The sequence below is a fragment of the Planktothrix serta PCC 8927 genome (assembly GCF_900010725.2).
Taxonomy (GTDB): Bacteria; Cyanobacteriota; Cyanobacteriia; order Cyanobacteriales; family Microcoleaceae; genus Planktothrix; species Planktothrix serta.
On sequence record NZ_LR734877.1, the window covers coordinates 184,430 to 210,765 of the forward strand.

A 26,336-nucleotide genomic window follows, 5' to 3' on the forward strand; every position below is an offset into this window, starting at 1 on the left:
CTTACTCGCTCAATCAGAACTGAACTTAATAGGGAAATTCAACGGTAAAAGTTGTTATATTTTGATTACTTTCAACTTGAATTGTTCCGCCTAATTGTGCAACTAACTTTTGCACTAAAGCTAACCCTAACCCGGTTCCTCCTTGCTTCCAGGGGTCTGCATTCGGAACTCGATAAAACTTCTCAAAAATTCGGGGAAGTTCTTTTTGAGGAATTTCAGCTTGATTGCGAATCACAATTTGTAAGGCAGCGGAAATTGGGGGAGAGGGGAGAGGAATATCTTGTTTCTTTTTTTTGCGTTTACTTTTGGTTTCTGCGGTTAATTCTCGCCAGTTAGACAAACCCTGATAATGAATTCCTAGAAAAATTTCTCCCCCATTGGGTGTATATTTGCAGGCATTATTTAACAGTTCTGCGAGAATTCGTTCTAAACTATTACAATTGGTTTTTATAGGTTTTAAATGAGGATAATAGGCGACATTTAGCACCTGATGACGTTCTTGGGTGCGGGAATAAAAGGGAGTGACAATATTAGGCAACCATTCCAATAAATCTAAACTTTCAATAGCAATGGGTGTGGAAGAAGATTCTAACCGTTGTAAATCCAATAAATCATTAATTAAATTAGTTTCTCGAATACATTCAGATCCTAAAATCTCTAAATACTTTTGACCTCGCTCGGAATTGGGGGCAATTTTTAACATATGAATTGCCATTTTCATATTAGCTAAAGGAGTCCGCAGTTCATGGGAAACGGTACTTAAAAAGTCATCCTTGAGAATATTTAACTGTTGAAGTTCTTGAACTTTCTGCTGGAGTTCTGCGGTTCGATCTTGAACTTGACGTTCTAAATCGGTATTTAAAGCTTGAACTTGTTGATATAATTGAGCTTGTTGAATGGCGATCGCTAATTGAGTGGCAAGCTGTTGTAATAATATTGTTTCTGAGGGTTGCCAATGACGAGAACCTGAACACTGATGTGCCGTAATCATACCCCAAAGTTGCCCATCTTGTAGAATCGGAACGATGAGATAAGCGGCAACTTCCTGTTTTTTTAACTGACGAATTTCTTCAGGAGTTAAGGAAGATTTGTAAATATCGGAAATGGCATAAATATTATCATGTTCAAAGACGGTTAAATAACATTGAGCCGAGTCTTTGAAAAGCTGATCATTGGTGAGAGATTTCCATCCAACTGCAACGGATTCAGCCACTAATTTTCCCGTTTCCTCCGATTCAAGATGATAAATAAAAACCCGATCAGCCTCTAAAAATTGCCGAACTTCAGCGACCGTTGCATTCAGAATTTCATCTAAATTTAAAGATTGATGAATTCTCATAGAAATTTTCGCTAATAGTCGTTCTCGTTGTAACTGTTCATGAACTTTAGACGTGCGTTCTTGAACTTGTTTTTCAAGTTCAGCATTACGACTTTTTAAAAGTTCTACTTTTTCAGTTTGTAATTGATTAACCGATTGCTGTAATTGTCTAACAACCCGATACATTTCCGTCGGGTCAAGCATTCTTAATAAACTAACTTGTGTAATGATTCCTAACAATTCGCCTTCATCGCCACAGACAACTAATCGTTGTACCTGTTGCTTTTGCATTTCTTGATGCGCCATCCATAAAGAATCATTTGCTTTTAAATAAAAGCATAAAGTTCCCATTACCGTTGTTGCGGGAGTAACGGTTAAATCTAATTCTAAAAATTGCGCTTCAACAATATCCTGTTCTGTTACTAATCCAACGGGAGTCAATTTTTTCTGAGTTCCTGTCTGAAAAATAACCACACAACTCGCTTGATGTGCTGCCATCATTTGGGCTAAACTTAATACCGAAGTTGTCATTGGAGCCGTCACAACTTGGGTCGTCATTTCATCTCCAACTCGTCGCAATCTTAAAATATTAGAAGGTTGTAAAACTCGACGAATCCGTTCTGGGGTAATCACTCCCACTAATTGCCCTCGACTATCTAAAACGGGTAAATGGAGGATTTGATGTTGTCGAAATAAGGATAAAGCCGTAAAAATATCTTGATCATCAGATTCTGTTAAACTAACAGAAACCGGAGACATAATTTCAGCCACTCGAATTTTATGCAGTGGTGCTTCTGTTAAATTATCTAAAATTCCAGTCGCCATTAACTGAACAATATCCCGTTCTGTTACAATTCCTAAAAGGGAGGAAGGTTGAGGTTGTTCATCAGGAAGAATATGGATGATTTCTTCTGAATCTTGATGAATAACTAACACGCAACTTGCCCTAGAATCTTCTACAGAAGAATTACTAGGGTTTAAGAGGCAAGAATTCTGAGATTGACCCAGCAACTTAATTACATCTGCTAAAGAAGTTTCTGGTGTTACGATAAATGGGTTGCGATCAATTGCCTGTTCTAAAGCCGATGAATACCGCACAGACTGATAAAATTCCATAGTGATGCCCTAAAAAGGTTCGCAGGAAGAAACAAACGGTTTTAATACTGGGAAGTCAGCACCAAGCCATCCCGGTCTAATTAACGGTTGATCGCTGATTAGTTTAACTCAATTCGACAATAATATAGTCATGATTGTATCAGTTAATGATCGACATTTTTGGGAAGAACGTTATCAACAGGGAACCAGTGCCTGGGACTTAGGAGAACCAGCACCCCCCTTTGTTACGTTTTTACAATCTTCTCATGCTCCAGCACCCGGACGAACTGCGGTTTTAGGCTGTGGACGGGGTTATGATGCGCTATTATTTGCCACTTATGGGTTTGAAGTGGTTGGGTTTGATTTTGCCGATTCTGCGATTCAAGAAGCATTACAATTGCAACAATTATTAATCACTCAACCGTCAATTTTAAAGGGGTCAGGAAAATCCTTTCCGACTTCAGCAAAATTTTTACACCGGGATATTTTTGAATTGATAAAAGAATTTTCAGGAGATTTTGATTATGTGATTGAACATACTTGTTTTTGTGCAATTCCCCCAAACAAACGCGATGATTATGTACAATTAGTAGAATCCATTCTTAAACCCAATGGGCAATTATTGGGGTTGTTTTTTACCCATACTCGCCCCGGTGGGCCGCCATTTGGGATCACACCTGGGGAAATTCAACAGTATTTTCAAGAGAAGTTTCAAATTCTGGATCTCCATCCCGTAACGAACTCAACTCCTAGCCGTCAAGGACAAGAACATTGGGGGCATTTTAGGGTCAAAAAACTATGAGATTTTGAAGGGGGAGTTAGGGATTTTAGGCTGAAGTTGATCCCCCTAACTCCCCCCGATGGGAATATTTAGAATTGAGTTGAGTTTAAGAGGCGTTCTACTTGGCAAATTTTAGTATAATAAATAAGGATTAAATCGAACCTTATTTACGAATGAATCAACCGTTAAATTTAGAAAATATTGCCATTCAGTTAGAGAGCGGAAACTTAAGAGATCGCTTATTGGGATTAGCATCTTTGCGAAATGTTCCTCCAGAGGATGCTGTTCCGTTGATTAAAAAAGTTCTCAATGATCAAAGTTTACAAGTCCGTTCCATGGCAATTTTTGCCCTAGGAATTAAACCCACAGAAGAATCCTATCCTCTGTTGGTAAATCTATTAGAAAATGATCCCGATTATGGAGTCAGAGCCGATGCGGCGGGAGCCTTGGGTTATTTAGAGGATATTCGAGCATTTGAACCCTTGGTTAGAGCCTTTTATGAAGATACAGATTGGCTGGTTCGGTTTAGTGCAGCAGTCTCATTAGGAAACCTCAAAGATATTCGCGCTCGTGATGTTTTGTTAGCTGCATTAGATAGCAATGAAGTGATTTTACACCAAGCTGCGATCGCTGCAATTGGAGAAATTAAAGATGTTGAATCGATTGATCAAATTCTTCGGTTTGCTCAAGCTGAAGATTGGTTAGTTCGCCAACGGTTAGCAGAAGCCTTGGGTCATCTGGGAACACAAAAAAGCCTTTCTGCTTTGAATTATTTAGCAAAAGATAGTCATCCCCAAGTTTCTGAAGCTGCTAAAATTTCCCTAGAACGACTCGAACAAGCGGGATTAAAATCTTAAGCATTTAATCGCTGAATGGGAAACGGGGAACAGATCGGATCATATTATTTTGCGAATCAGCACTGATCCCAAACTCGATTATGATAGACTACTGATTCAGTTGATCAAGTTTGGATAAAATCAGGCTTTTGATCAGCCTTAATCAACGGATTGGGGATGAATTACCCTTCTGTTCTCTGTTCTCTGTTTCCTGTTCTTTATTCTATTATCAATAGACCTATGACTTCTCCCTTCCCTTCCCGTCGAAAACCCAAAATTCTGCAATTATTACTGTTTAGTTTTATTGTCTTATTAATAGCCAGTACATCAGCAACTTTAGGCGCGATAACAGCCCTATTAGCCCCAGAAAAATTTGATTTTACTGAGCCGGAATCGAATATTTTAGATGGACTCTGGCGACATCGGTTTAAATATAGTTTATTTCGTCCCGTTAATATTTTAATTTTAGGAATAGATGGCAATCCTAACACATCTCAATCTTCCCAGGATTTATTTAAAGGTCGGAGTGATACGGTGTTATTAGTCCGTTTTGAACCCAAAGATAAATCGGTGAATCTGTTATCAATACCGCGTGATACTCAAGTGCAAATTCCGGGTTATGGAACCGGAAAAATTAATGAAGCCAATTATTGGGGTGGCCCTAAATTAGCAAAACAGGTAATTCAAAATACCTTAAACAAAGTTGAAGTTAACCGTTATGTTCGCGTTAGTAGCGGTGCATTTCGAGAATTAGTCGATTTTTTAGGAGGAGTAGAAGTTTATATTCCTCAACCCATGTCCTATCAAGATAATACTCAAAAATTAAAAATTAATTTGGCTTCCGGTTGGCAAACGATTAATGGGGAACAAGCGGATCAATTTGTTCGATTTCGGGGTGATGGTTATGGAGATTTAGGTCGAGTTCAGCGTCAACAAGCTTTAATGGAAGCGATTTTAGCCCGACTTAAAGATCCTACAGTTTTGCCTCGTGTCCCTGAAATTATTCGGATTATGCAAAAATATATTGATACTAATTTGAGTTTTGAAGAAATTTTAACCTTAGTTAATTTTGGTTTAAATATTGAACCCCAGGATTTTAAAATGGTGATGTTACCCGGTCGTTCTAGTTCTGAAATTGACAGTAATAGTAGTTATTGGTTTATTGATGAACGGGGACGCGATCGCGTCATGTATCAATATTTTCGTTTAGATTCAATTGGATACACGTTAAATAAAGCCTACGAACATTCTGCTTATCAAACATTATCTAAAGAGTTAAAAATTGCTATTCAAAATGCTTCTAGTAACCCCAATAGTGCAGAGAAAATGCTCAATTTTTTAGCCGATCAAGGATTTAATCAAGTTTATTTAGCACCTAATAACTCCAATCAACAGATGAAAACCCAAATTATTGTTCAAGGGGGAGATTTAGGCGTGGCTAAACTAATGCAAAAAAACCTAGGTTTAGGAGAGCTTAAATCCTCCTCAACGGGGGAAATTGGATCGGATTTAACTATTCGAGTCGGAGAAGATTGGAGCAAGTAAAGAGAACAGGGAACAGTTTGATGGTGCGTAATTTGTGAACATACGCACCATTTTTTACCCGTCGTTACAGTCAACTATCAGCTTGTAATTGACACAACATCAAACCCAACCATTGATTTTCATCTGTCCAAGTGTGTAAGGAAACTAACCCAAAATCTAGCAATTCCTGTTGAATTTGTTGGATCTCAAATTTGCGAGAGATTTCGGTATGAATCGTTTCTCCTGCGGTAAATTCCAGCGTTAAATTGAGTTTTTTGAGTTCAACAGTTTGCGATCGCAAACTTTTTAAGTGCATTTCAATTTTATGATCTGTTTCATTATAAAAGGCTAAATGTTCAAATTGCTGTAAATTAAAATCTCCTTCAAACAAATGGTTTAAATGTCGCAACATATTTAAGTTAAATTGTGCCGTAATTCCTTGACTATCATCATAAGCAGGTTCTAAAATTGATTTAGGTTTGTGTAAATCAGCCCCCAATAAAAAATAATCCCCAGGTTGTAAAGCTTCAACAATATGGGAAAAGAAAATATGGCATTCATCCGGTTTTAAATTGCCTAATGTACTCCCAATAAAGCCAATCATTCGAGCAGGTAAAGGCGAAGCATTCAAATGTTTTAAAGCGGTTTCATAGGTGCTAACAATTCCGTGAATATGAAGCGTCGGGTAATCTTCAAGCAGAGAATAGGCACTTTGTTCTAAAATTCCCCCACTAATATCAATGGGTAAATAATGAAGTGGATGACCTAACTCTTGATAAGCGTCTAATAAAATTCGGGTTTTTGTAGAACTCCCACTTCCTAATTCCACAATTTCACAAGGGCCTGTTAAATGAGCAATTTCGGAGGCATAATTTTGTAAAATTTTAGTTTCTGTGCGGGTTACATAATATTCGGGTAACGCACAAATTTTTTCAAACAATAATGATCCGTGATCATCATAAAAATATTTAGACGGTAAAGTTTTGGGTGTTTGAGTTAGCCCTTTGATCACATCCTCTCCAGCCGCAACCGGGCATTTTTCTCGAAAGGTTTCAATCTTTAAGCGAGGGTTAACCTGGATAAACTCGTCTGATGATACGAGGGAAGAATTGGAAATTATCATTATAAAAGATAAAAACTCAGCTTAAGATTAGGATTTTACCGTGTTTTGTCGGTTAAAATCTATTTTTAGATAAAATTAAGCTATTATCTCTCGCGTGATAGACTCAGAGAGGGAAAAAATTATACATTTTGGGGGTTTCAAGATTTAATTTTGTCCATGACCTCTGCTGTCAAACATCGCCCTTAACCCGGTCGGAAGTCTTGCTGTCTGCTTGGCAAAAATCACTCTAACTTCCTCGATAAAGCTACAATAGTAAATAGTTGTTAAGAAAAGTCTAATCAATGTCTATGGCTGCTACTGCACCTGTTAAAACGGAGTACGAAGCGATTATTGGGTTAGAAACCCATTGTCAACTGAGTACGGAAACGAAGATTTTCTCCAATTCTTCCACGAAATTTGGGGCTGATCCCAATATGAATATTGACCCTATTTGTATGGGATTACCCGGTGTCCTACCTGTATTAAATGAAAAAGTCTTAGAATATGCCGTCAAAGCCGGGTTAGCCATCAATTGTGAAATTGCCTCCTACAGTAAATTTGATCGCAAACAATATTTTTATCCAGATTTACCCAAAAATTATCAAATTTCTCAATATGATTTACCCATTGCAACAAAGGGATTTTTAGAGATTGAAATTGTCAATGAAGATGGCAGTTCATTTCGCAAAACTATCGGAATTACTCGCTTACATATTGAGGAAGATGCGGGTAAATTAGTACATGGAGGGAGCGATCGCCTTTCCGGTTCAACCTATTCAATGGTTGATTATAATCGGGCGGGTATTGCTTTAGTTGAAATTGTGTCTGAACCGGATATCCGTTCAGGACAAGAAGCCGCCGAATACGCCCAAGAATTGCGTCGAATTATGCGTTATTTAGGCGTGAGTGATGGTAATATGCAGGAAGGTTCCTTGCGGTGTGATGTCAATATTTCGGTGCGTCCTTTCGGTCAAAAAGAGTTCGGAACGAAAGTTGAAATTAAAAATATGAACTCTTTTAGTGCTATTCAACGGGCGATTGATCATGAAATAGAACGGCAAATTGCGGCCATAGAAGCGGGGGAAAAAATTGTTCAAGAAACTCGCTTATGGGAAGAAGGAAGTCAACGAACAATTAGTATGCGGATCAAGGAAGGATCAAGTGATTATCGCTATTTTCCCGAACCCGATCTTCCTCCCATTGAAGTGTCTGTTGAACAGTTAAAAACCTGGAGATCTCAATTACCCGAACTCCCGGCCGCCAAACGCCACCGCTATGAATCAGAATTAGGATTATCCGCCTATGATACCCGTGTGTTAACGGATGATCATCCGATTTCTGAATATTTTGAAGCCACAATTGCTGCTGGTGCTAATATTAAACAAGCGGTAAACTGGATTATGGGTGATATTACAGCCTATCTGAAAACTGAAAAATGTAGTGTTACCGAAATCGCCCTGAAACCCGAAGGGTTAGCAGAGTTAATTGCTTTAATTGAAGCGGGAACTATTAGCGGTAAAATTGCTAAGGATTTATTACCTGAACTCTTAGCACAAGGCGGATCTCCTAAAGCCTTAGTTGAATCAAAAGGATTAATCCAATTATCCGATCCTAAAGCCTTAGAAGAAATTATTGATCAAGTTTTAATTGAAAATCCTAAAGAACTTGAACAATATCACGCCGGGAAAACCAAACTTCAAGGGTTCTTTGTGGGTCAAATTATGAAGAAAACTGGGGGACGGGCTGACCCTAAACTCACGAATCAACTGTTAGGGGAAAAACTGAAAAAATAAGCAATTTCTGGCGGTTGGGTTGTTTGACCTCAACCCAACTCTCCTTAAATTGTAAGGAGATTTCAACAATGCAAAAATATGAACGCGATCGCTTTTACTGGCGAGTGAGTTTTCTTTTCCTTTTTTCCCTCCTAGCTTGGGGAATATTCTTGATTATTCCTTAGTTTTAAAGGGATAATCATTTTGGGAAGCGGTTGGGTTTCAAGACCTCTAAACCCAACCTAAATTTCAAAATTCCTCAGATTTGGGACTAAAAAATAATTGATTAAGTTTACTAATAGCCCAACTCACAATCGCCCCACCCATCAAAATTCCAATGGCGGGAGTAAAGACAGGTTCCCAAAGTTTGTACCAGAGATCTAATCCCAGATTAACTTTAAAAGAATGCCCTAAAACGGCAATCACTAACCAAAAAAAACTGAATAAGACTAAAAAAACATCGGCTACTAAAATTCGATTCAACCATTTGATCAATTGTTCTTTCATCGTCCCAACTCAACTCAAAATTAGATTAACTCATTTAATCTTAAACCTTTATCAGTCGCTCCTAACGGTTAAAGCCCAGATTGATCATCAAACCTAGACCGTAAAATCTAAATTCCCCTATTCCCTATTCCCTATTCCCTGTTCCCTGTTCCCTGTTCCCTATTTTCTTTTATATTTTAAGCATCAGAGGGATATTTTTGCAAATATTAATTCACAATTTGTTGACAAGCTTAACTTAATCTGAATCTAACCTTTGCTACAATAGAAGTCAAGAGTATAATATAATAGGCGGTTTTTGTTAATATGGTTCGCTACACCCTTGCTCAAAGTCCAGAAATCGTTCTCACTGTCCGGGGTAAAGATTCATCTCAAGCCCGCGAGAAGGCGATGGACAAACTCATGGAATTGATGGATACAGGTAAACTGCCAACGGATTTAGAAGAAGGCTTTAGTCCTCAACAGTTCATCGAAGTTAAAGAACCTGATGATAGCCCCTTGGAAGAAGAAGATGCCATTTCCGAAGCGGTGCAAATTCTGAGTAATTTGGCTTCTTTGAAATTGAAAGTGATGGAATCAAGGGAAGAAGCGTTAAAAGTGCGAGAAGCTATTAATATTTTGTTTACCGATCAACCTGTAACTGTTGAAGAAGTAACAGAATTAAAAGATGGGTTTAAGGTGTTAAAAACCTTTGCAGTTTCTAATCTTCGATATCGAGAAGCGAGAGCTAAAGCAGAAGAAGCCAAAGTTATTTTAGATGAAGCTTTAAAGTCTTCTGAACCTGAACCCAAACCCGAAAATCCTCCCGGTAAAAAAGATAAAAAATAGATTTTTGTTGGCTGTTGTCTGTTGACCGTTGACAGCCAACAGCCAGCAGTTAACAGTCAATCACAAATTATGAAATTACCTGCAACTTGGAATCTTCCAACAACAATTAGCGATCGCTTTGGTCAAAAAAGTTTTGGCAAACAACGGGCGATGATAGCGGATGATCATCTATTATTAGTATTACACAAAGCCCCCAAACCGGGAGAACGTCACCGAGAAGGGGTATTATTTTGGCGCAGACCTGATGGTCGTTGGGAATGTAGTAAAGGCGGTGTGGGGTTTCAACAATTAACTAATCATCTTAAAGAGTATCAAGCCGCCGAAGAAGACTTAAATCAATTTTATAATACTGCTAAAACCGCAGAGGATTATTTTACCCTATTAGAAGGGATTACCCCGTTACAGTTAGCAATAGAAAACTTACACGCTACGTTACAAACAGCCAGAGAAGCTATTCCTCAAGATCGAGATATTCTGGATTTAAGAGATTGGGCTTATGAAATTGAACGCACGTTAGATATTCTTTATATTAACACAAAAAATGCCCTAGATTTTAAAATTGCTAAAGAAACAGAAGCCGCTGCTAAAGCCGGAAATCGTCTCAACACTTTAGCTGCGGTTTTCTTTCCTCTGACGGCTATTTCCTGTGTATTTGGGATGAACTTAAAAAGTGGGTTTGAATCTCAATCTCCTATCATGTTTTGGCTGATTTTCTTAGCCGGAATTTGGTTGGGGTTAGTTGTTAGACAATGGGTTTTTACGGGAACCTTTTCTCAATTAAGCTTTAATAAATTAGCAATGGATTTAAAACAAGGGTTGAAAGAATAGGAATGCTATTTTATTATTAAATCAAAAATGAGTCATCTTTGATCGGGATCAAAAAAGGTGTAAAGATTATTCCGACAGATAGAGTTCTGTTACTATTTTACTACTATTATTAGCAATAACAAAATTGGATTTATTGGCGATCGCACGCTGACTCTGAAACATGACGAGGGGAAGAACTAACATCGCCGTAAATAATCGACTAATCAGTAATGTTGATGGTAAAGAAATCGGAAACATTGCTAATAACTCCTCAGTATCTATTCAAAACTCGAAAATTCCAGTCTAGTGAACACTCAATGATCGGGCGACTTGATCAAAATCGAGACAGAACAACTGGAGACTAGAGGAAAATCCCGTTAAGATAAGATATCTAAAGTTAAGCCAGGATCGGGAAAAAGTCGGGAAGATATCGCATTTTCAGGGAAATATTAAACTGACTATGAAAATTTTGTTGATCGAAGATGATCCGATTTTTGCCTCAATGTTGGTACAATCTTTAACCAACCAGCGTTACATTGTCGATCAAACTGAAGATGGTCAAATGGGCTGGGAATATGCCCAAAGTACCACTTATAACTTAATTGTCATTGATGTAGGATTACCGAAATTAGACGGCATTACGCTGTGTCAAAAGTTACGCAACCAAAAGAGTACCACACCGATTTTATTGATTACGGCTAAAGATGGAACCAGCGATCGCATCCGAGGTTTAGATGCAGGAGCGGATGATTATTTGATTAAACCCATTGATATTGCTGAATTTCAAGCTAGAGTTCGGGTACTATTACAGGCCACTCCTAGCTCCAAAGTCAACGTTTTGGTCGTGGATGATGACCCGTTATTTTTAGCCACCTTGCGCCCCGTTTTAGAACCTTGGGGCATCAGAATGACGGGACTTTGTGACCCTCTAAAATTTTGGGAGGTTTTAAAATCCGTATCACCCGATTTATTAATTTTAGATGTAGAAATGTTCCCCATTAGTGGCATAGAACTCTGTCAAACTGTTCGGACTGATCCCCATTGGCAAGGTTTACCTATTGTGTTTTTGACCGCCCATTGTGATAGTAAAACCATTCAACAAGTGTTTGCAGCCGGGGCAGATGATTATGTTAGTAAACCTGTCATGGGGCCAGAACTATTAACCCGAATTACCAACCGTTTAGAACGCACTCGGTTATTACAAAATTTCTCCACTAAAGATCCGATCACAGGGGTGGCAAATTATCCTCAGTCTAGTCGAAAATTAGAACAGCAAATCCAGAACTGTAAACAATTAGGACAACCGTTTTGTTTGGGAGTATTAACTTTTAGTCAACTTGATCAGATTAATATTCAATATGGGCATTTAATTGGTTATCAAGTTTTGCAACAGTGGGGACGTTTATTTCAAGAAATTTTTGTTGGGATTGAAATTATAGGATATTGGGGAAATGGGGAATTTGTGGTGGGAATGCCGGGGTTAACTCAAGCAGAAGCTCACGATCACCTTTCTGATGTTTTAATTTCTCTCCGACAACAGGTTTTTACCACTCTGGAAGGGCAAAGATTTCAGGCTATTTGTGAGGTAAAAATTGCCGAATTTCCTACCCAGGGAAAAACATTACAACAGTTATATCAAAAGGTTCATCAGGATAATGGATAGCGATTTATTAACAAGTTTATCGTCTGAGAGTGTTGATGTTTGGCAAACTAATTTGAAGCGATCGCTTCAACAAATTCAATTTTATCAAACGATTCTTTCTCCCGATGAACAAAAACGGGCGCAACGCTTTAAATTTGAAAAAGATCAACAGGCATTTATAATTGCACGGGGAACCTTAAGAATGATTCTCAGTCAGTATTTAAGTCTTTCTCCAGAACAGATTAAATTTAAGTATACTTCTAAAGGAAAACCCAGTTTAGATCAAGATCCGTTACCGCTACACTTTAATTTATCTCATGCTTATGGAAAAGCTATTTATGCGATCGCCCTTGATAAAAATATCGGCGTAGATATTGAATATCTGCGTAAAATCGAAGTCCTCTCTTTAGCTAAACGGTTTTTTTGTGATTCTGAATATCAATGGTTAAATTCCCTATCTTTAGAAGAACAATATACTGCTTTTTTTAAACTTTGGACGTGCAAAGAAGCCTATTTAAAAGCAACGGGAGAAGGCTTAGTGGGGTTACAGGATATTGAAATTAAAACGCCTTTGAGTTCATCCTGGAAAATTTTGCAGATTTCTCAAAATTCAGAAATTGGTGAAAATTGGACGTTACAAACAATTGAAACCGCAGAAAACTATGTAGCAACCTTAGCCCTTGAGGGAATAAATTATCAGTTTAATACTTGGCAATGGATAGATGAAGAATGACTTAATAATATGATAGCATAAAGGTTGATTACAATTTATAGCAATCTTAAATCGGTTTTAATCTTTTAGCGTAGGGGTTAGGTCTCCTAACCCAGGTACCAAGAGGGTTGGGAGACCCAACCCCTACAGGTTTTGATCACAAATCATTTAGACTTGCTATAGTTAAGCCATGTTAATATTATAAAGAGATTGCCATTTAATAGCCTAGATTGAGAGAGGAAAAAGTTATGATTGCTGAACCCCAATATCCCCAAAAAATGACGGCGGAAGCATACCTAGAATGGGAAGCAACACAGGAATTTCGTCATGAATATGTTGATGGCAAAATTTTGGCGATGACCGGGGGTAGTATTCCTCATAATGATATTGCTCTCAACTTATATACTGCACTTAGACCTCATTTGCGTCAAAAAGGCTGTCGAGTTAATGTTTCTGATGTGAAAGTTCAGACTAATCAAAATAGTCGTTATTTTTATCCAGATTTAGTTATAACTTGTGATCCTGAAGACTTAAAATCTCGTAAGTTTATTCAAAACCCTAAAGTTATTGTTGAGGTTCTTTCTCCCAGTACGGCTAGTTATGATTGTACAAAAAAACTCAAATATTATCGCCAAATTTCGAGTTTACAAGAATATGTGTTAATTGATTCAGAATCTATGTCTGTTGGAGTTTATCATCGAGGAGAAGGGAAAATGTGGTATTATTATGGGTATGAAAAAGGGGATGCGATCGCATTACAAAGCATAGAGTTTGAGTGTCCAATGGAACTTCTATATGAAGGAATTAGTTTTGATCCAGAATAAAATTCTTGTGCTATTGAATTGGAATCTCAACGATAAACTCCGAGCCTTCCCTAGCTTCAGATGAACACTTTAACTGACCCTGATGTCTTTCCACAACAATTTGATAACTAATTGCTAATCCTAAACCTGTTCCTTTCCCGACTGGTTTTGTTGTAAAGAAGGGATCAAATAATTTATTTTTAACGGCTTCTGTCATCCCCATCCCATTATCAGCAATGCGAATCAAAACTCTCTCATCCTGAATTACTTCTGTCGTAATTGTGATCGTAGGTTGCCAAGAATTTAAGGAATTATCCTCTGAAAACAACACCAAATCCTGTGGATTTAGATCAGAATAAACTTGTTCATCCCCTTCTAATATTTTTTCCTGAACTGCATCAATAGCATTGGTGAGTAAATTCATAAACACTTGGTTAATTTGACCCGCATAACATTCAACTAAGGGGAGATTTCCATAGTGTTTAATGACTTGAATCGTTTGTTGTCCTCCCGCTTCTGATAAGCGATTTTGGAGAATTAATAATGTATTTTCTAAACCCTCATGTAAATTTACTTGTTTCACCGATGATTCATCTAAACGAGAAAAATTTCTTAACGATAAAACAATTTGTTGAATTCGACTTGCACCCAATTTCATCGAACTTAATAGTTTAGGAAAATCCCGTTGTAAGAATTCTAAATCAACGATTTCAGTCATTTCTTGAATAGGTGAAACAGGTTGAGGATAATACCGTTGATACAACGCTACTAAATTTAATAAATCCTCCAGATATTGAGTCGCGTAAGTAACATTTCCGTAAATAAAATTAATCGGATTATTAATTTCATGGGCGACTCCAGCCACTAATTGACCTAAAGAAGACATTTTTTCGGTTTGAATTAAATGGGCTTGAGTTTGTTGTAATTTGTTTAAAGTCGTTTCTAATTCTAAAGTTTGAGATCTCGCTAATACGGCGGCTTCACGGGTTTGATTATAGAGTTGGGCTTGGTTAATTGCGATCGCCACTTGCGCCGTCACCGCCTGTAATAATTCCACTTCTGAATCACTCCAGCATCGGGGTTGCTGATGATTTCCGCAGACTAAAACCCCAATTTCTCCCATTTGGGTTTGGATCGGGAGAGACAGCACAGACACTAATCCAAATTTGAGTAAAAATGACTTTCTTTGAGAATCAGAAAGCTGATCAATATGATCAATTCGTCCCATTTTTAAATGCAAATATTTTTCAGACCAAATCCCCACTTCCTCTAAAGAATATCGACCAATAATATTGGGAAGAGTGGGATCTTTCGCTTCCGTTACAATTTCCCAATAAGCGGGATTCAAATAAGATTGAGATTGATTTTTATCTCTTGAATTAAAATTCATTTCTTCTCGACGATACCAACAAAAATAGCAGCGATCAACCTTCATTAATTCCCAAACTTGCAAAACCGTTGTTTCTAAAATTGTTTTCAAATCTAAGGAATTGCGAATTTGGTTAGCTAAATGATTAATCAGTTTTTCCTGTTGGGCGAGTTGTCGAAACCGAAGTTCAGATTCTGCTAATAATTCTTCGGCTAATTTTCGTTCGGTAACATCTTCATAAGTTCCTAAAATTCCCACGACCTTCCCCTCTAAATCATGCAGGGGAATCTTATTCGTTTCTATCCAACATTGTTTACCATTCGCATTCAATAGAGTTTCTATAATTCGATAACGAGGGGTATTCGCTGCCATCACTTCTTGATCAATTTTTCGATAATTTTCAACTTCAGCTAAACTGAAAGGTAAATCGTAATCTGTTTTGCCAATTAACGCTTCAGGAGATTTAAACCCCGCATCTAAAGCCACCTGTAAATTACACCCTAGATATACGGAATTGCGATCTTTCCAAAAAATACCTTGGGGGATCGTATTCATAATTAATTGCAGCATTTGTTGGGATTGTTGAAGATCTTCCTCTACTTTTTTGCGATCATTAATATCCGTAATTGTGCCAATATATCCCGTCATTTTCCCGCCGGAATCTTTCACGGGAACAGCTTGACCTAATACCCAAATTCCGCTTTGATCTAATGAGTTTAAACGATATTCTAAAGAAAAAGATTGTTGATTTTGAATCGCACTTGACCATTCTTGAATTAACCGTGCTCGATCATCAGGATAAATGCCATCAACCCAACCCCAATTTAAAGCATCCGAGGGTGGCCGTCCTGTAATTCGACATCCATAGTCATTAATATATAAACAATGTCCCGTGACATCGGTTTCAAACAAACCCACTGGACAAGCTTGCATTAAATCTTGATAATGTTGCAGGCTGATTTTTAAGGTTTGGTTGATTTTTTCAAGTTCTGGGAAAGGGGGAAGTTGTAACAGTTTAGGCAGTAAAGAAATTAGGGTATAGGATGTAAAAAGCGAAAGGACAGCCGTGATAGTTTTCAATCCTGCTGATAGCCAATACATTGGATATCCCAGGGTAAAAATATCCATTAATGGCTGGAGTCCACAGGCAAAAATAAACGCACTTAATAGAATAAAAACACGGGAATCGGATAAATTTTGATGTTGGCGAACCCAGTAAATTAATGAGATAGAAATTAAAAAACAAGTCAGTGTAATTAACGAATCTGAGAGCAGATAAAGCCCCATTAATTTAGGTTGCCAACCAGAAGGCATTTCTGAAGCCATCGCAACCAGTTTTTGTGAAATCATCCAGGGGAAATTCATGACACTTTATAATTTATATGGGTAATTAAAGATACAATAAAATATTGAATACAGATTGAGAGAAAACGGGATTAATAATTGATAATAACCTCAACAGTATTGGGTGATCCGATCGCACTCAGCAAAAATCCCCCTTTAGCATTTATAATTATATTTTTGATGCAAATCTGCGTTTAGGTTTCAATGACTACAGAAATTCAAACTGAAATTCAAACTGAAATTCAAGCCGAGGTTGAGAGACGTCGTAACTTTGCGATTATTTCTCACCCTGATGCTGGAAAAACGACCCTGACAGAAAAATTGCTCCTCTACGGAGGTGCTATTCACGAAGCAGGTGCTGTTAAGGTACGCAGATCTCAACGTCATGCAACATCAGACTGGATGGCAATGGAGCAACAACGGGGAATTTCGATTACCTCAACAGTTTTGCAGTTTGAGTATAACAACTGTCAGATCAATCTGCTAGATACACCCGGACACCAAGATTTTAGTGAAGATACCTATCGTACCTTAGCCGCAGCAGATAATGCGGTTATGTTGGAAGATGCAGCTAAGGGATTAGAGCCGCAAACTCGCAAACTTTTTGAAGTCTGCAAAATGCGAGGTCTGCCTATTTTTACCTTTATTAATAAAATGGATCGTCCGGGTCGAGAACCCTTAGAATTATTGGATGAAATTGAAAAAGAATTAGGGTTAAAAACCTATCCGGTAAATTGGCCGATTGGTATGGGCGATCGCTTTAAAGGAGTGTTTGATCGTCGTCAACAACAAATTCATTTATTTGAACGCAGCGCCCACGGAAGTCGAGAAGCGTTAGATACGGTTTTAGATTTAGGTGATCCCCGGATTGAGAAATTCTTAGATCAGGATCTTTATTATCAGTTGAAAGAAGACTTAGAACTCCTTGAAGAAGTCGGCTCAGAATTTAATTTCGATCAAATTCATTCAGGAAAAATGACCCCAGTTTTCTTCGGAAGTGCCATGACTAATTTTGGGGTAAAATTATTCTTAGATTCCTTCTTAGACTATGCCTTAAAACCCGGTTCTCACCTAAGTACATTGGGGGAGATGCCACCGGAATATCCTGAGTTTACGGGCTTTGTATTTAAACTGCAAGCGAATATGGATGCCAAGCACCGAGATCGGGTTGCTTTTGTGCGAGTTTGTACCGGAAAATTTGAAAAAGATATGACGGTTAATCATGCTCGTACAGGAAAAGTAATCCGGCTTTCTCGTCCCCAAAAATTATTTGCTCAAGAACGACAATCGATTGAAATTGCCTATCCTGGGGATGTGATTGGATTAAATAATCCGGGGGTTTTTGCCATTGGGGATACGATTTATATGGGCAAAAAATTAGAATATGAAGGAATTCCCTGTTTCAGCCCGGAATTATTTGCCTATTTGAGAAATCCTAATCCTTCTAAGTTTAAACAATTCCATAAAGGGGTTTTAGAATTGCGAGAAGAAGGGGCAATACAAATTATGTTTTCCGCCGATGAATCTAAACGTGACCCGATTTTAGCTGCGGTAGGTCAACTACAATTTGAAGTCGTTCAGTTTAGATTACAAAATGAATATGGCGCCGAAACTTCCTTAGATCCTTTACCCTATAGTGTGGCTCGTTGGGTAACCGGAGGTTGGGATGCCTTAAATCAAGCGGGACGAATTTTTAACGCTGCTGTGGTTAAAGATAGTTGGGATCGTCCGGTTTTATTGTTTAAAAATGATTGGAATTGTCGTCAAGCCGAAGGCGATCACCCGGAGTTAAAATTAAGTTCCATTGCTCCGGTTGTTTCTGTGCAAAATTCTCAATCTGGGGAGGAAGAATAAGCGACAAAAAGCATTAACCCCCTCTTCTGAATCGAAAAGGGGGTTAGGAAAAGGGGTCGAAAAATGGGGATTAAATCAACTGGGTGTGCTCCAATTTCTTCTCCCTTTTTAGGGATGAACCTCTGGTATTTATAACTAAACTATCAAACACAAAACGAGGAGAAATGTAAAACTTTGATTGATTAAGAATTGGGTTCAGATGGTGATTCACCAAATAAACTATTATAGGTTAAAGCTGCGGCAATTCCTCCTAGAATAGGAGCGACCCAGAATAACCATAATTGCTGAATTGCCCAACCGCCAATAAACAATGCCGGGCCGGTGCTACGGGCAGGATTTACAGATACATTGGTAACTGGAATTCCGATTAAGTGAATTAAGGTTAATCCTAAACCAATGGCAATGGGGGCAAATCCTTGAGGTGCGCGGCGATCGGTTGATCCCATAATCACCATCAAGAACATAAATGTCAACACAAATTCATGCAGCAGGGCTGAAAATAAGTTGTAACCGCCGGGAGAATGGTCTCCATATCCATTGGTTGCAAATGGGTTAGAACCACTTTTAAAGGCTACTGCATCAAATCCGGCTTTCCCACTGACAATTAAATAAAGCACTAAAGAGGCTACAATTGCTCCGGCAACTTGAGATCCAATATAAAGTGCTAAATCTTTGCCTCCAGAGAAGCGTTTACCTGCCCATAATCCAAAGGAAACCGCAGGATTGAGATGGCAACCGGAAATATGACCAATGGCATAAGCCATCGTTAAAACGGTTAAACCAAAAGCAAATGCAACTCCTGTTAGTCCAATACCAATCGCATTCGTCGAATCTGGAAATGCAGCAGCAAAAACAGCCGATCCACACCCTCCAAAAACTAGCCAAAATGTTCCCATAAATTCGGCAAGACATCGCTTAGTCAGTGGCATTATTAAACCTCTTAGAATACAACCCAGTTAAAATATCTGTCTACAAGCAGATAACTTTCATTGGAAACCTACCATATAATTGACAAATTTTGGCGCTATAGGCAGCAAATTCAGAAAAAATTAATAAAAACTTGATTAATTGTTAAGAAATTATAAAAAATATCATTTTTCTATAAATATCATTTATGATGTTTGGTTTTTAAAATAAATTTATCAATAATCAGGGGATAAATAAGCATGGGTGTTAACCTAAGCTGAAAACCCCTGATTATAGCTGAGATTTGATCCCCCTAAATCCCCCTTAACAAGGGGGACTTTTATCCCCCGTACCCCCTTTTTTAAGGGGAGTTAGTGGGGATCTAATTCCCCCCTTGTTAAGCCAGGGTTAGGGGGGATCAAGTCTGGGATAAAAACCGGGATTTGAGGCTTAAGTTAAGGTCGAGGGTGCGTGGGCGTTGATGGCTGCAACCAACGGGTTAATGATTGAATTATGCGGGAATTTTGGTAGGAAGTTGAGCTTTTTGGGCTTGATATTCCGCTAACTGTTGTTCAATTTCAGTTCTGACAATTTGGCGATATTCTAAGAAATGTTCATTGTGGGCGCATAAGGTTAAATAATGATCCCAGACGGCGGGATTATGTTTGATAATGCTAAATAAATATAGCCAGAATTTCCATCGGGTTTTGCGTTTCAACCCTTGTCGCCAAATGACAATGGCTAAGGCTTTTAAATCAACCAGGCTGGGGAATTTACCCGGAGGATGACATTTGGGTGCGCCTAACTTTAAGAAACAGCGATAGGTGCGTTCTAAATACCGTTCAGGATCATATAATTGCCAGAAGGTTTCAATATATTCTTGAGCAATTTCTTCAACGGGACGGGTGGGAACAAAGTTAATTAAGGTGGTTTGGTTAATATCAAATTTTTTAGGATTAATTAACCGTCCTTCTTTTTCTAAACGAGTCCATAACGCCGTATTCGGTAAGGCTTGTAACATACTAAATAAAGCTGTTGGAATTGCTGATTGTTCTACAAAGTCAATAATTCGAGTTCCCGCACCGGGTTTTTCACCATCAAACCCTAGAATAAATCCCGCCATTGGCCTTAACCCCGCCCGGATTATTTTATCAACGGCTTCTAATAACGGACTGCGGTTATTTTGATATTTTTTGGTCATTTCTAAACTACTGGTATCTGGGGTTTCAATTCCCAAGAAAACCGCATCAAAGTTACACTCAACCATCAACTCCATTAATTCAGCATCATCCGCTAAATCGATGGACGCTTCTGTATTAAACCGGAAGGGATATTGATGTTCGGCTTGCCAAATTTTTAGGGCTTTTAATAGTAATTTAACATTACGTTTATTGCCAATAAAGTTATCATCTACCATGAAAATTGACCGTCGCCATCCTAATTCATAGAGATAGTCTAATTCCTTTAATAATTGTTCTGGGGTTTTCGTCCGGGGTTTGCGACCATAAAGCACAATAATATCGCAAAATTCACATTGAAACGGACAGCCCCGTGAAAACTGCACGGACATGGAATCATAAGCATCTAATTCTAATAAATCATAACGGGGAATTGGAGTTAAGGTGACACTGGGTTTTTCTGCGGTACGAAATACCCCAGAAGTTTCTCCCCGTTCAATGGCTTCTACAAACATCGGTAGGGTGATTTCCCCTTCATCTAAAATCATAAAATCAGCCCCAGCCGTTTCAATTTCATGGGGAACAGAAGTGGGATATGGGCCACCAACAGCGACTAATTTTCCTCGTCTTTTCGCTTCTTGAATTTGGGCGATAAAATCAGATTTTTGTACAATCATTCCTGATAAAATCACTAATTCAGCCCAGTCCCATTCGGCTTGAGTCACAGCAGTAATATTGCGATCAACAAGTTTGAATTCCCAGGTTTGAGGTAAAATTGCAGCAACTGTAATTAATCCCAAGGGCGGTAATAAGACTTTGCGATTGACTAATTCTAGGATTTTTTCATACGACCAAAATGTAGACGGAAATTCAGGATAAATCAATAAAGTTTTCATGCTAAAAACGTTAATTGTGGGTTAAAATGTTAGAGAATCAGTTAAATTGTCCTAGAAAAATCCTCCTTGGGTAGCAGAGTCACCCTGTCCGCGCTATCATAACAAACATTAACATTTCACCAAATCATACAGGGTTATCACCAATATGGCCGTCAAAGTAGGAGATATTGCTCCTGATTTCACCTTAACTTCGCAAACGGGCGAATCAGTTAGCCTCAAAGACTTCCAGGGGAAAAAATCCGTTGTCCTCTACTTTTATCCCAAGGATGATACTCCCGGTTGTACCGCAGAAGCTTGCGCGTTTCGAGATAGTTATCAAGTCTTTAAAGATGCTGGGGCGGAAGTGATTGGCATTAGTTCAGACACAGCCCAATCTCATCAACAGTTTGCCACAAAATACAATCTTCCCTTTATTTTATTGAGTGATACGGGAAATAAAGTTCGTCAACTCTATGGGGTTCCGGCGACGATGTGGGTTTTACCCGGTCGCGTTACCTATATTATCGATCAAGACGGCATAGTCCGACACCTATTTGATTCTATGTTGGAATTTCAGCGCCATGTTGAAGAAGCTTTAACCACCCTCAAAGCCCTTCCGATTTCTTAACCTTAAATCCCTATAAGAGCGATCGCTTCTAGTTGATGAATATAGACTATCAAAATAGCCTCACCCACTTGAGGCAAGAATTATCCCAAACTTTGCCCCAAGTTACCCACCTCCTGCCTCAATTTATGTTGGCTGTGGGGGTGGGCTATTTATTTAATCGGTTGCACGTTCCTGTAGGATGGCTGATTGGCCCGATGATCGCGGGAATTATTTATGCTGCGTTTCACGGTAAACCCCAACCCCTACCCCCGATCTTTTTTATCGTTGGTCAAGCTATCGTTGCGATCGCTACGGCTACAGGGTTTTCACTCCATACCCTAGGGTTAATGAGGACTTATGCCTTTCCCCTGATGATTTGTATTCTGGTCACAGGGGGTATGAGTGTGGTGAATGGCTATTTTTTAGGACGCTGGGGGAATATTGATCGGGCGACGGGTTTTCTCAGTTGTGTTCCTGGGGCGAGTTACAGTTTGATTGCTATGAGTGAGGCAATGGGGGCTGATGCGATCGCCGTTGCTCTGTTACAATATCTGCGGATTCTATTAGTTGCAATTATTGTTCCTACCCTCGTCGGCTTCTGGTTTGCGGGTGATGGGACTATCCATTCTGTAGTATCTATTCCCCTTCAGACTTTACCCGCTTTATCACCGCTTTTCAACTTAGCAATTCTGGGAAGTTGTGGTACGTTAGGGATTATATTAGGGGAAAAGTTTCATTTACCTTCCTCCTTATTTTTTGGGCCGTTTCTCGTTAGTTTAATGATTTTTTGGACAGTCCCCTATTCCCTTGAAATGCCCTCCTTGCTATTTACCATTGGGTTATTATTTGTGGGGTTTTCTATTGGGTTAAAGTTTGATTGGAATAATGCCAAGAAATTAGGGAAAGCTGTTTTACTTGAAATTGTCTTAGTTCTGATATTAATCCTGTTCTGTTTAGGCGCGGGCTATCTATTTCATCAAATCACCCAAGTTGATACCATGACGGCTATATTGGGTTCTACACCCGGAGGAATTACAGCCATGATCGCAACGGTAATTCAACTCGGAGGAGATTCAGGGATTGTATTAGCGATGCAAATGACCCGAATGTTATTGATCTTATTAATTAGTCCTTGGTTTGGCAATGTATTAATTAAAAGTCAAAAACAATCTCACCCAACCTAGGATGGGCGTAGCCCATCACCAACTCATGGGATTTTTGATGTTACCACAAAGACACGAAGACACGAAGAAAGGATTAAGAGGGTTTAAATCTGCTGGATTTATGTTAATTTTTTCTAATCTATTCTGGCAAATCGTTTTGTTTTTTAAAAGATTGTCAGGGAATCCTGATATTTTATTGAAAATAGCTCTCAAATAGTTGACGAGATTATAGGGCTTCTGGTATACTTAAAAAAACACCACCCAAGGGCTTATTGTGTCTATAGCTCAAAATTGGGGCTAAAACCCTGATTATACCGTTAAATATTGTGATTTTTCCCTAAAATTTAGGTAGTGCGATGCACCAATTTTGGGAAGGAAAGATCAAGCCCTAAAGCGGTATCTTGACAAAAATTACAATTTATGCAGGTAGAGACGAAGGGGATGTGCTGTTTCCTAGAAACTGGGTTTCCACCTCGGACAAGCGTACTGGACAGGATTAAAAAACCTCAACTTAATATATAGGAATCCGTGTAGGGGTTGTAATATTTTAGGGTAGGGGTGGCGTCCATTGCAAGGAGTGTCAACTTAATCCACGTTAGCCCTGAACTCAAGTTCGGGCTAAGAAGCTCAAGTCATCTAAAGATGACTCAAAACTTCTCTTTCTTAACCCGTTTTAACGGATTTGTAGGGGCGAGGCGCGCCTCGCCCCTACGCCTGAAATTGATTTCAAGGCTTTTGGCGCGATTGTTGACACTGATACGTCCCTCCCAACCCCTACAGGTTTTAATCACAAATCATTTAGACTTGCTATATTGTGTCTGAACTTTTACAACAAACAGAATCCTATTTAAAACAAAAGATTTCCCCCGATGCTAATCAGATTGATGGTTGTTCAAAATTACTTCAAAAAGCATTTAATGGATTAGGAGCATTAGGAGTTTTGGGATTAAGAATTCCTCACCGTTGGGGAGGGCCACAACTCGATGCCGAAACCTGTTTTCAATTTCAAGAATTAATCGCCCGTTATTCAGGAGCGTTAGCCTTTTTACAAACCCAACATCAAAGTGTTGCTGCGATGTTGATTCAAAGTTATAACACTCAATTACAAGCCGAATATTTACCCCGAATGAGTCAGGGAAATGCTAAAATCGGTGTAGGCTTTTCCCATTTAAGACGATTAGGAAATCCCTCAATCATTGCTATTCCTGTAAGGGGAGGCTATCAACTCAATGGCTTTGTTCCTTGGGTAACAGGATGGGGAATTTTTGAAGAATTTGTAGTTGCTGCAACGTTACCCGATAATCAATCTGTGTGGGGGTTAGTACCATTTTCAGAACAAAAAATAGGGGAAAGTGCGATTAAATTAAGTTCTCCTATGTCTCTCTGTGCTATGACTTCCACCAATACGGTAACAGCAACTTTTACCCAATGGTTTTTACCTGAAGAAAAAGTAGTTTCTATTCATCCCGTTGGCTGGATGCAAGAAAATGATCAAACCAAAGTTTTACAAGCCAGTTTCTTAGCGTTAGGCTGTGCTAGAGCAGGATTAGAGATTGTAGAAACAGCTTTTAAAAAAACAGAGTTTTCCTTTATTCAAGATGCCTTTAATTCCTTAAATCAAGAACTCAATCAATGTCGTTCTCAAATATTTGCGGCTCAAAATCATCCTCAAACTATTAATACTTCCGAAAAATATCAACTCCGCGCCTGGGCGATAGAATTAGCCGTGCGTTGCGCCCAGGCTGCGGTCACAGTCTCCAGTGGTGCCGCCAATTTAAACAGCCATTCCGCTCAAAGAATCTATCGAGAAGCGTTAGTTTTTACGGTGTCCGGTCAAACAACAGAATTAATGAAGGCTACCCTAGAAAAAATCAAGAATTGTAAGGTTTTATAATCTTTGTTGTAACTTGAATGGTAACTCCATTTACCATTATGGTAGATTGCTATGATAGAATATCTCTAAAATCATTAATCTATTGATTAATTGAGAGCCATGTCACCACCACAAGAAACACTCCTAAATGGGATAATATTACCGCCCACACAAGATGAACTACCCTTTGACGATGGAGTCCCCATGGAAACCCAACGCCATAAACTGCAAATGGATTTACTGATTGATCAGTTAATTCCTTGGTTAGAACCGCGAGAAGATGGTTATGTTGGGGGTAATATGTTCCTCTATTTTAGTTTAGCCCAAGTGCGAAACCAAGACTTCAAAGGCCCCGATTTTTTTGCCGTATTAGGAGTTCCCAAAAAAGAACGAAAAAGTTGGGTCGTTTGGGAAGAAGGAAAAGCACCCGATGTGATCATTGAACTGTTATCACCCAGTACCGCCCAAGAAGATAAAACCAACAAAAAACTCATCTATCAAAATCAAGTTCGAGTTCCTGAATATTTCTGGTATGATCCCTTTAATCCCGATGATTGGGCAGGATTTACATTGAAAAATGGTATTTATGAACCGATTATTTTAGATCAACAAGGACGCTTACTCAGTCAACAATTAGGCTTATCATTACTGCGATGGTCAGGTGTTTATAAAACTGTCGAAACAGTATGGTTAAGATGGGCAACTCCAGAGGGTGAAATTCTTCCCACACCCGATGAATTATCCGCCCAAAAAGCCGAAGAAGCTCAACATCAAGCCGAACAAGCCCAACGCCAAGCTGAACAAGCCCAACTTCAAGCTGAACAAGCTCAATTTCAAGCTGAACAAGCCCAACAGCGTTCCCAAGAGTTAGAAGCGTTGCTCAACCGCTACCGTCAACAGTTCGGCGAATTACCCGAATCTAGTTCTGATCACTTTTAAGATCAAACGGGGTATTCTCAAAATAGGTGCTATTAAAGCCAACTAATCGAAAATCCGAGGAAGGTATTAGCCATGAATCCCGCCGAGAAAGAATCCTTAGAAAGGCAATATGGAGCAGAGCGTATCCGCAAAATGGAACGCTCTAAGCAAGTACAAAAAGTCATTATGATCCTATCAATGGTATCTTTTTTTGGAGCCAGTATTTTTGGATTAGGGAAAGTTTTCAAAGGAGTCTTTGACAAAGAACCTCAACCGACTCAACCCACAGAAGAACAATCTGCAACCGCTTTATTACAAAAACAAGAAAAAGGCTATGAAACGGTATTAAAACGGGAACCCAATAACCCAACAGCTTTAGAAGGGTTGCTAAATGTTCGACTACAACAGAATAATATTAAGGAGGCAATTGAACCGTTAGAGACGTTAGTTAAATTATATCCTGATCGGCAGGATTATCAAAATTCATTAACTGAATTAAAACAGAAAAATAAAAAATAAATCCAG

Annotated in this window: 22 protein-coding genes; 15 read left to right on the forward strand and 7 right to left on the reverse strand. The window is 38.7% G+C overall.

Annotated elements, in window-relative coordinates; genetic code table 11:
• Positions 1-25 precede the first annotated feature (25 nt).
• The gene (locus PL8927_RS17420; RefSeq protein WP_083624067.1) at positions 26-2,434 is read right to left on the reverse strand and encodes a CBS domain-containing protein; all 2,409 of its coding nucleotides are present in this window, start codon (positions 2,432-2,434) and stop codon (positions 26-28) included.
• A gap of 130 nt (positions 2,435-2,564) precedes the next feature.
• Between PL8927_RS17420 and PL8927_RS17425 the strand changes: the two genes are divergently transcribed.
• The 3 genes from PL8927_RS17425 to PL8927_RS17435 all read left to right on the forward strand — a co-directional run bounded on the left by PL8927_RS17425 (position 2,565) and on the right by PL8927_RS17435 (position 5,575).
• Positions 2,565-3,215: a methyltransferase domain-containing protein gene (locus tag PL8927_RS17425; protein ID WP_197047459.1), complete on the forward strand. Its 651-nt coding sequence runs from the start codon at positions 2,565-2,567 to the stop codon at positions 3,213-3,215.
• 152 nt (positions 3,216-3,367) lie between these two features.
• On the forward strand, positions 3,368-4,051 hold the full coding sequence (locus PL8927_RS17430) for a HEAT repeat domain-containing protein (RefSeq protein ID WP_083624069.1): 684 nt from the start codon (positions 3,368-3,370) through the stop codon (positions 4,049-4,051).
• 219 nt (positions 4,052-4,270) lie between these two features.
• The gene (locus PL8927_RS17435) at positions 4,271-5,575 is read left to right on the forward strand and encodes an LCP family protein (protein ID WP_083624071.1); all 1,305 of its coding nucleotides are present in this window, start codon (positions 4,271-4,273) and stop codon (positions 5,573-5,575) included.
• Between the two features lie 70 nt (positions 5,576-5,645).
• Here the strand turns inward: PL8927_RS17435 and egtD are convergent, their stop codons facing one another.
• Entirely contained in the window at positions 5,646-6,677 is a 1,032-nt protein-coding gene (gene egtD, locus PL8927_RS17440) for an L-histidine N(alpha)-methyltransferase (RefSeq protein ID WP_083624073.1), read from the reverse strand.
• Positions 6,678-6,964: 287 nt separating this feature from the next.
• Here egtD and gatB point away from each other — a divergent pair, with 287 nt between their 5' ends.
• Positions 6,965-8,449 (forward strand): Asp-tRNA(Asn)/Glu-tRNA(Gln) amidotransferase subunit GatB, encoded by a 1,485-nt coding sequence (gene gatB / locus PL8927_RS17445; protein WP_083624889.1) that lies wholly within the window; start codon positions 6,965-6,967, stop codon positions 8,447-8,449.
• 228 nt (positions 8,450-8,677) lie between these two features.
• Here gatB and PL8927_RS17450 read toward each other — a convergent pair whose 3' ends face one another.
• Entirely contained in the window at positions 8,678-8,935 is a 258-nt protein-coding gene (locus tag PL8927_RS17450; protein WP_083624076.1) for a hypothetical protein, read from the reverse strand.
• A 303-nt stretch (positions 8,936-9,238) separates the two neighbouring features.
• Here PL8927_RS17450 and PL8927_RS17455 point away from each other — a divergent pair, with 303 nt between their 5' ends.
• Positions 9,239-9,760: a hypothetical protein gene (locus tag PL8927_RS17455; RefSeq protein WP_083624079.1), complete on the forward strand. Its 522-nt coding sequence runs from the start codon at positions 9,239-9,241 to the stop codon at positions 9,758-9,760.
• 69 nt (positions 9,761-9,829) lie between these two features.
• A complete protein-coding gene (locus PL8927_RS17460) occupies positions 9,830-10,588 on the forward strand; it encodes a CorA family divalent cation transporter (protein ID WP_083624081.1) in 759 nt (252 codons plus the stop codon).
• 66 nt (positions 10,589-10,654) lie between these two features.
• On the opposite strand, the gene PL8927_RS17465 is transcribed toward PL8927_RS17460, so the two are convergent.
• A complete protein-coding gene (locus tag PL8927_RS17465) occupies positions 10,655-10,825 on the reverse strand; it encodes a hypothetical protein (RefSeq protein ID WP_156093230.1) in 171 nt (56 codons plus the stop codon).
• 202 nt (positions 10,826-11,027) lie between these two features.
• On the opposite strand from PL8927_RS17465, the gene PL8927_RS17470 reads away from it, so the two are divergent.
• From PL8927_RS17470 to PL8927_RS17480, 3 genes are all read left to right on the forward strand, one after another.
• A complete protein-coding gene (locus PL8927_RS17470) occupies positions 11,028-12,230 on the forward strand; it encodes a response regulator (RefSeq protein ID WP_083624083.1) in 1,203 nt (400 codons plus the stop codon).
• Positions 12,223-12,942: a 4'-phosphopantetheinyl transferase family protein gene (locus PL8927_RS17475; protein ID WP_083624085.1), complete on the forward strand. Its 720-nt coding sequence runs from the start codon at positions 12,223-12,225 to the stop codon at positions 12,940-12,942. The genes PL8927_RS17470 and PL8927_RS17475 overlap by 8 nt, the downstream gene beginning before the upstream one ends.
• Before the next feature lie 227 nt (positions 12,943-13,169).
• A complete protein-coding gene (locus PL8927_RS17480; protein WP_083624087.1) occupies positions 13,170-13,745 on the forward strand; it encodes a Uma2 family endonuclease in 576 nt (191 codons plus the stop codon).
• A 10-nt stretch (positions 13,746-13,755) separates the two neighbouring features.
• Here PL8927_RS17480 and PL8927_RS17485 read toward each other — a convergent pair whose 3' ends face one another.
• Complete coding sequence (locus tag PL8927_RS17485) at positions 13,756-16,443, reverse strand: PAS domain-containing sensor histidine kinase (RefSeq protein ID WP_197047460.1); 2,688 nt, start codon at positions 16,441-16,443, stop codon at positions 13,756-13,758.
• Positions 16,444-16,641: 198 nt separating this feature from the next.
• Between PL8927_RS17485 and prfC the strand changes: the two genes are divergently transcribed.
• Positions 16,642-18,291 (forward strand): peptide chain release factor 3, encoded by a 1,650-nt coding sequence (prfC, locus tag PL8927_RS17490; RefSeq protein WP_083624091.1) that lies wholly within the window; start codon positions 16,642-16,644, stop codon positions 18,289-18,291.
• A 182-nt stretch (positions 18,292-18,473) separates the two neighbouring features.
• Here the strand turns inward: prfC and aqpZ are convergent, their stop codons facing one another.
• Together aqpZ and PL8927_RS17500 are read right to left on the reverse strand one after the other, a co-directional pair.
• On the reverse strand, positions 18,474-19,220 hold the full coding sequence (aqpZ, locus tag PL8927_RS17495; RefSeq protein ID WP_083624093.1) for an aquaporin Z: 747 nt from the start codon (positions 19,218-19,220) through the stop codon (positions 18,474-18,476).
• Between the two features lie 488 nt (positions 19,221-19,708).
• Positions 19,709-21,271 (reverse strand): B12-binding domain-containing radical SAM protein, encoded by a 1,563-nt coding sequence (locus PL8927_RS17500; protein ID WP_083624096.1) that lies wholly within the window; start codon positions 21,269-21,271, stop codon positions 19,709-19,711.
• A gap of 145 nt (positions 21,272-21,416) precedes the next feature.
• Here PL8927_RS17500 and PL8927_RS17505 point away from each other — a divergent pair, with 145 nt between their 5' ends.
• The 5 genes from PL8927_RS17505 (at position 21,417) to PL8927_RS17525 (ending at position 26,330) form a co-directional block, all read left to right on the forward strand.
• Entirely contained in the window at positions 21,417-21,878 is a 462-nt protein-coding gene (locus PL8927_RS17505) for a peroxiredoxin (RefSeq protein WP_083624098.1), read from the forward strand.
• A gap of 35 nt (positions 21,879-21,913) precedes the next feature.
• Complete coding sequence (locus tag PL8927_RS17510) at positions 21,914-23,041, forward strand: AbrB family transcriptional regulator (protein ID WP_083624100.1); 1,128 nt, start codon at positions 21,914-21,916, stop codon at positions 23,039-23,041.
• A gap of 793 nt (positions 23,042-23,834) precedes the next feature.
• Positions 23,835-24,914: an acyl-CoA dehydrogenase family protein gene (locus tag PL8927_RS17515; RefSeq protein WP_083624104.1), complete on the forward strand. Its 1,080-nt coding sequence runs from the start codon at positions 23,835-23,837 to the stop codon at positions 24,912-24,914.
• A 99-nt stretch (positions 24,915-25,013) separates the two neighbouring features.
• Positions 25,014-25,832, forward strand: a complete 819-nt coding sequence (locus PL8927_RS17520) for a Uma2 family endonuclease (RefSeq protein WP_083624107.1) — start codon at positions 25,014-25,016, stop codon at positions 25,830-25,832.
• Positions 25,833-25,904: 72 nt separating this feature from the next.
• Entirely contained in the window at positions 25,905-26,330 is a 426-nt protein-coding gene (locus PL8927_RS17525) for a tetratricopeptide repeat protein (protein WP_083624109.1), read from the forward strand.
• Positions 26,331-26,336: the final 6 nt, after the last annotated feature.

Bases quoted from the DNA above. Each gene is read 5' to 3' on its own strand.
- PL8927_RS17420 (WP_083624067.1), bottom strand. From the start codon at position 2,434: ATGGAATTTTATCAGTCTGTGCGGTATTCATCGGCTTTAGAACAGGCA.
- PL8927_RS17425 (WP_197047459.1), top strand. From the start codon at position 2,565: ATGATTGTATCAGTTAATGATCGACATTTTTGGGAAGAACGTTATCAA.
- PL8927_RS17430 (WP_083624069.1), top strand. From the start codon at position 3,368: ATGAATCAACCGTTAAATTTAGAAAATATTGCCATTCAGTTAGAGAGC.
- PL8927_RS17435 (WP_083624071.1), top strand. From the start codon at position 4,271: ATGACTTCTCCCTTCCCTTCCCGTCGAAAACCCAAAATTCTGCAATTA.
- egtD (WP_083624073.1), bottom strand. From the start codon at position 6,677: ATGATAATTTCCAATTCTTCCCTCGTATCATCAGACGAGTTTATCCAG.
- gatB (WP_083624889.1), top strand. From the start codon at position 6,965: ATGGCTGCTACTGCACCTGTTAAAACGGAGTACGAAGCGATTATTGGG.
- PL8927_RS17450 (WP_083624076.1), bottom strand. From the start codon at position 8,935: ATGAAAGAACAATTGATCAAATGGTTGAATCGAATTTTAGTAGCCGAT.
- PL8927_RS17455 (WP_083624079.1), top strand. From the start codon at position 9,239: ATGGTTCGCTACACCCTTGCTCAAAGTCCAGAAATCGTTCTCACTGTC.
- PL8927_RS17460 (WP_083624081.1), top strand. From the start codon at position 9,830: ATGAAATTACCTGCAACTTGGAATCTTCCAACAACAATTAGCGATCGC.
- PL8927_RS17465 (WP_156093230.1), bottom strand. From the start codon at position 10,825: ATGTTTCCGATTTCTTTACCATCAACATTACTGATTAGTCGATTATTT.
- PL8927_RS17470 (WP_083624083.1), top strand. From the start codon at position 11,028: ATGAAAATTTTGTTGATCGAAGATGATCCGATTTTTGCCTCAATGTTG.
- PL8927_RS17475 (WP_083624085.1), top strand. From the start codon at position 12,223: ATGGATAGCGATTTATTAACAAGTTTATCGTCTGAGAGTGTTGATGTT.
- PL8927_RS17480 (WP_083624087.1), top strand. From the start codon at position 13,170: ATGATTGCTGAACCCCAATATCCCCAAAAAATGACGGCGGAAGCATAC.
- PL8927_RS17485 (WP_197047460.1), bottom strand. From the start codon at position 16,443: ATGATTTCACAAAAACTGGTTGCGATGGCTTCAGAAATGCCTTCTGGT.
- prfC (WP_083624091.1), top strand. From the start codon at position 16,642: ATGACTACAGAAATTCAAACTGAAATTCAAACTGAAATTCAAGCCGAG.
- aqpZ (WP_083624093.1), bottom strand. From the start codon at position 19,220: ATGCCACTGACTAAGCGATGTCTTGCCGAATTTATGGGAACATTTTGG.
- PL8927_RS17500 (WP_083624096.1), bottom strand. From the start codon at position 21,271: ATGAAAACTTTATTGATTTATCCTGAATTTCCGTCTACATTTTGGTCG.
- PL8927_RS17505 (WP_083624098.1), top strand. From the start codon at position 21,417: ATGGCCGTCAAAGTAGGAGATATTGCTCCTGATTTCACCTTAACTTCG.
- PL8927_RS17510 (WP_083624100.1), top strand. From the start codon at position 21,914: ATGAATATAGACTATCAAAATAGCCTCACCCACTTGAGGCAAGAATTA.
- PL8927_RS17520 (WP_083624107.1), top strand. From the start codon at position 25,014: ATGTCACCACCACAAGAAACACTCCTAAATGGGATAATATTACCGCCC.
- PL8927_RS17525 (WP_083624109.1), top strand. From the start codon at position 25,905: ATGAATCCCGCCGAGAAAGAATCCTTAGAAAGGCAATATGGAGCAGAG.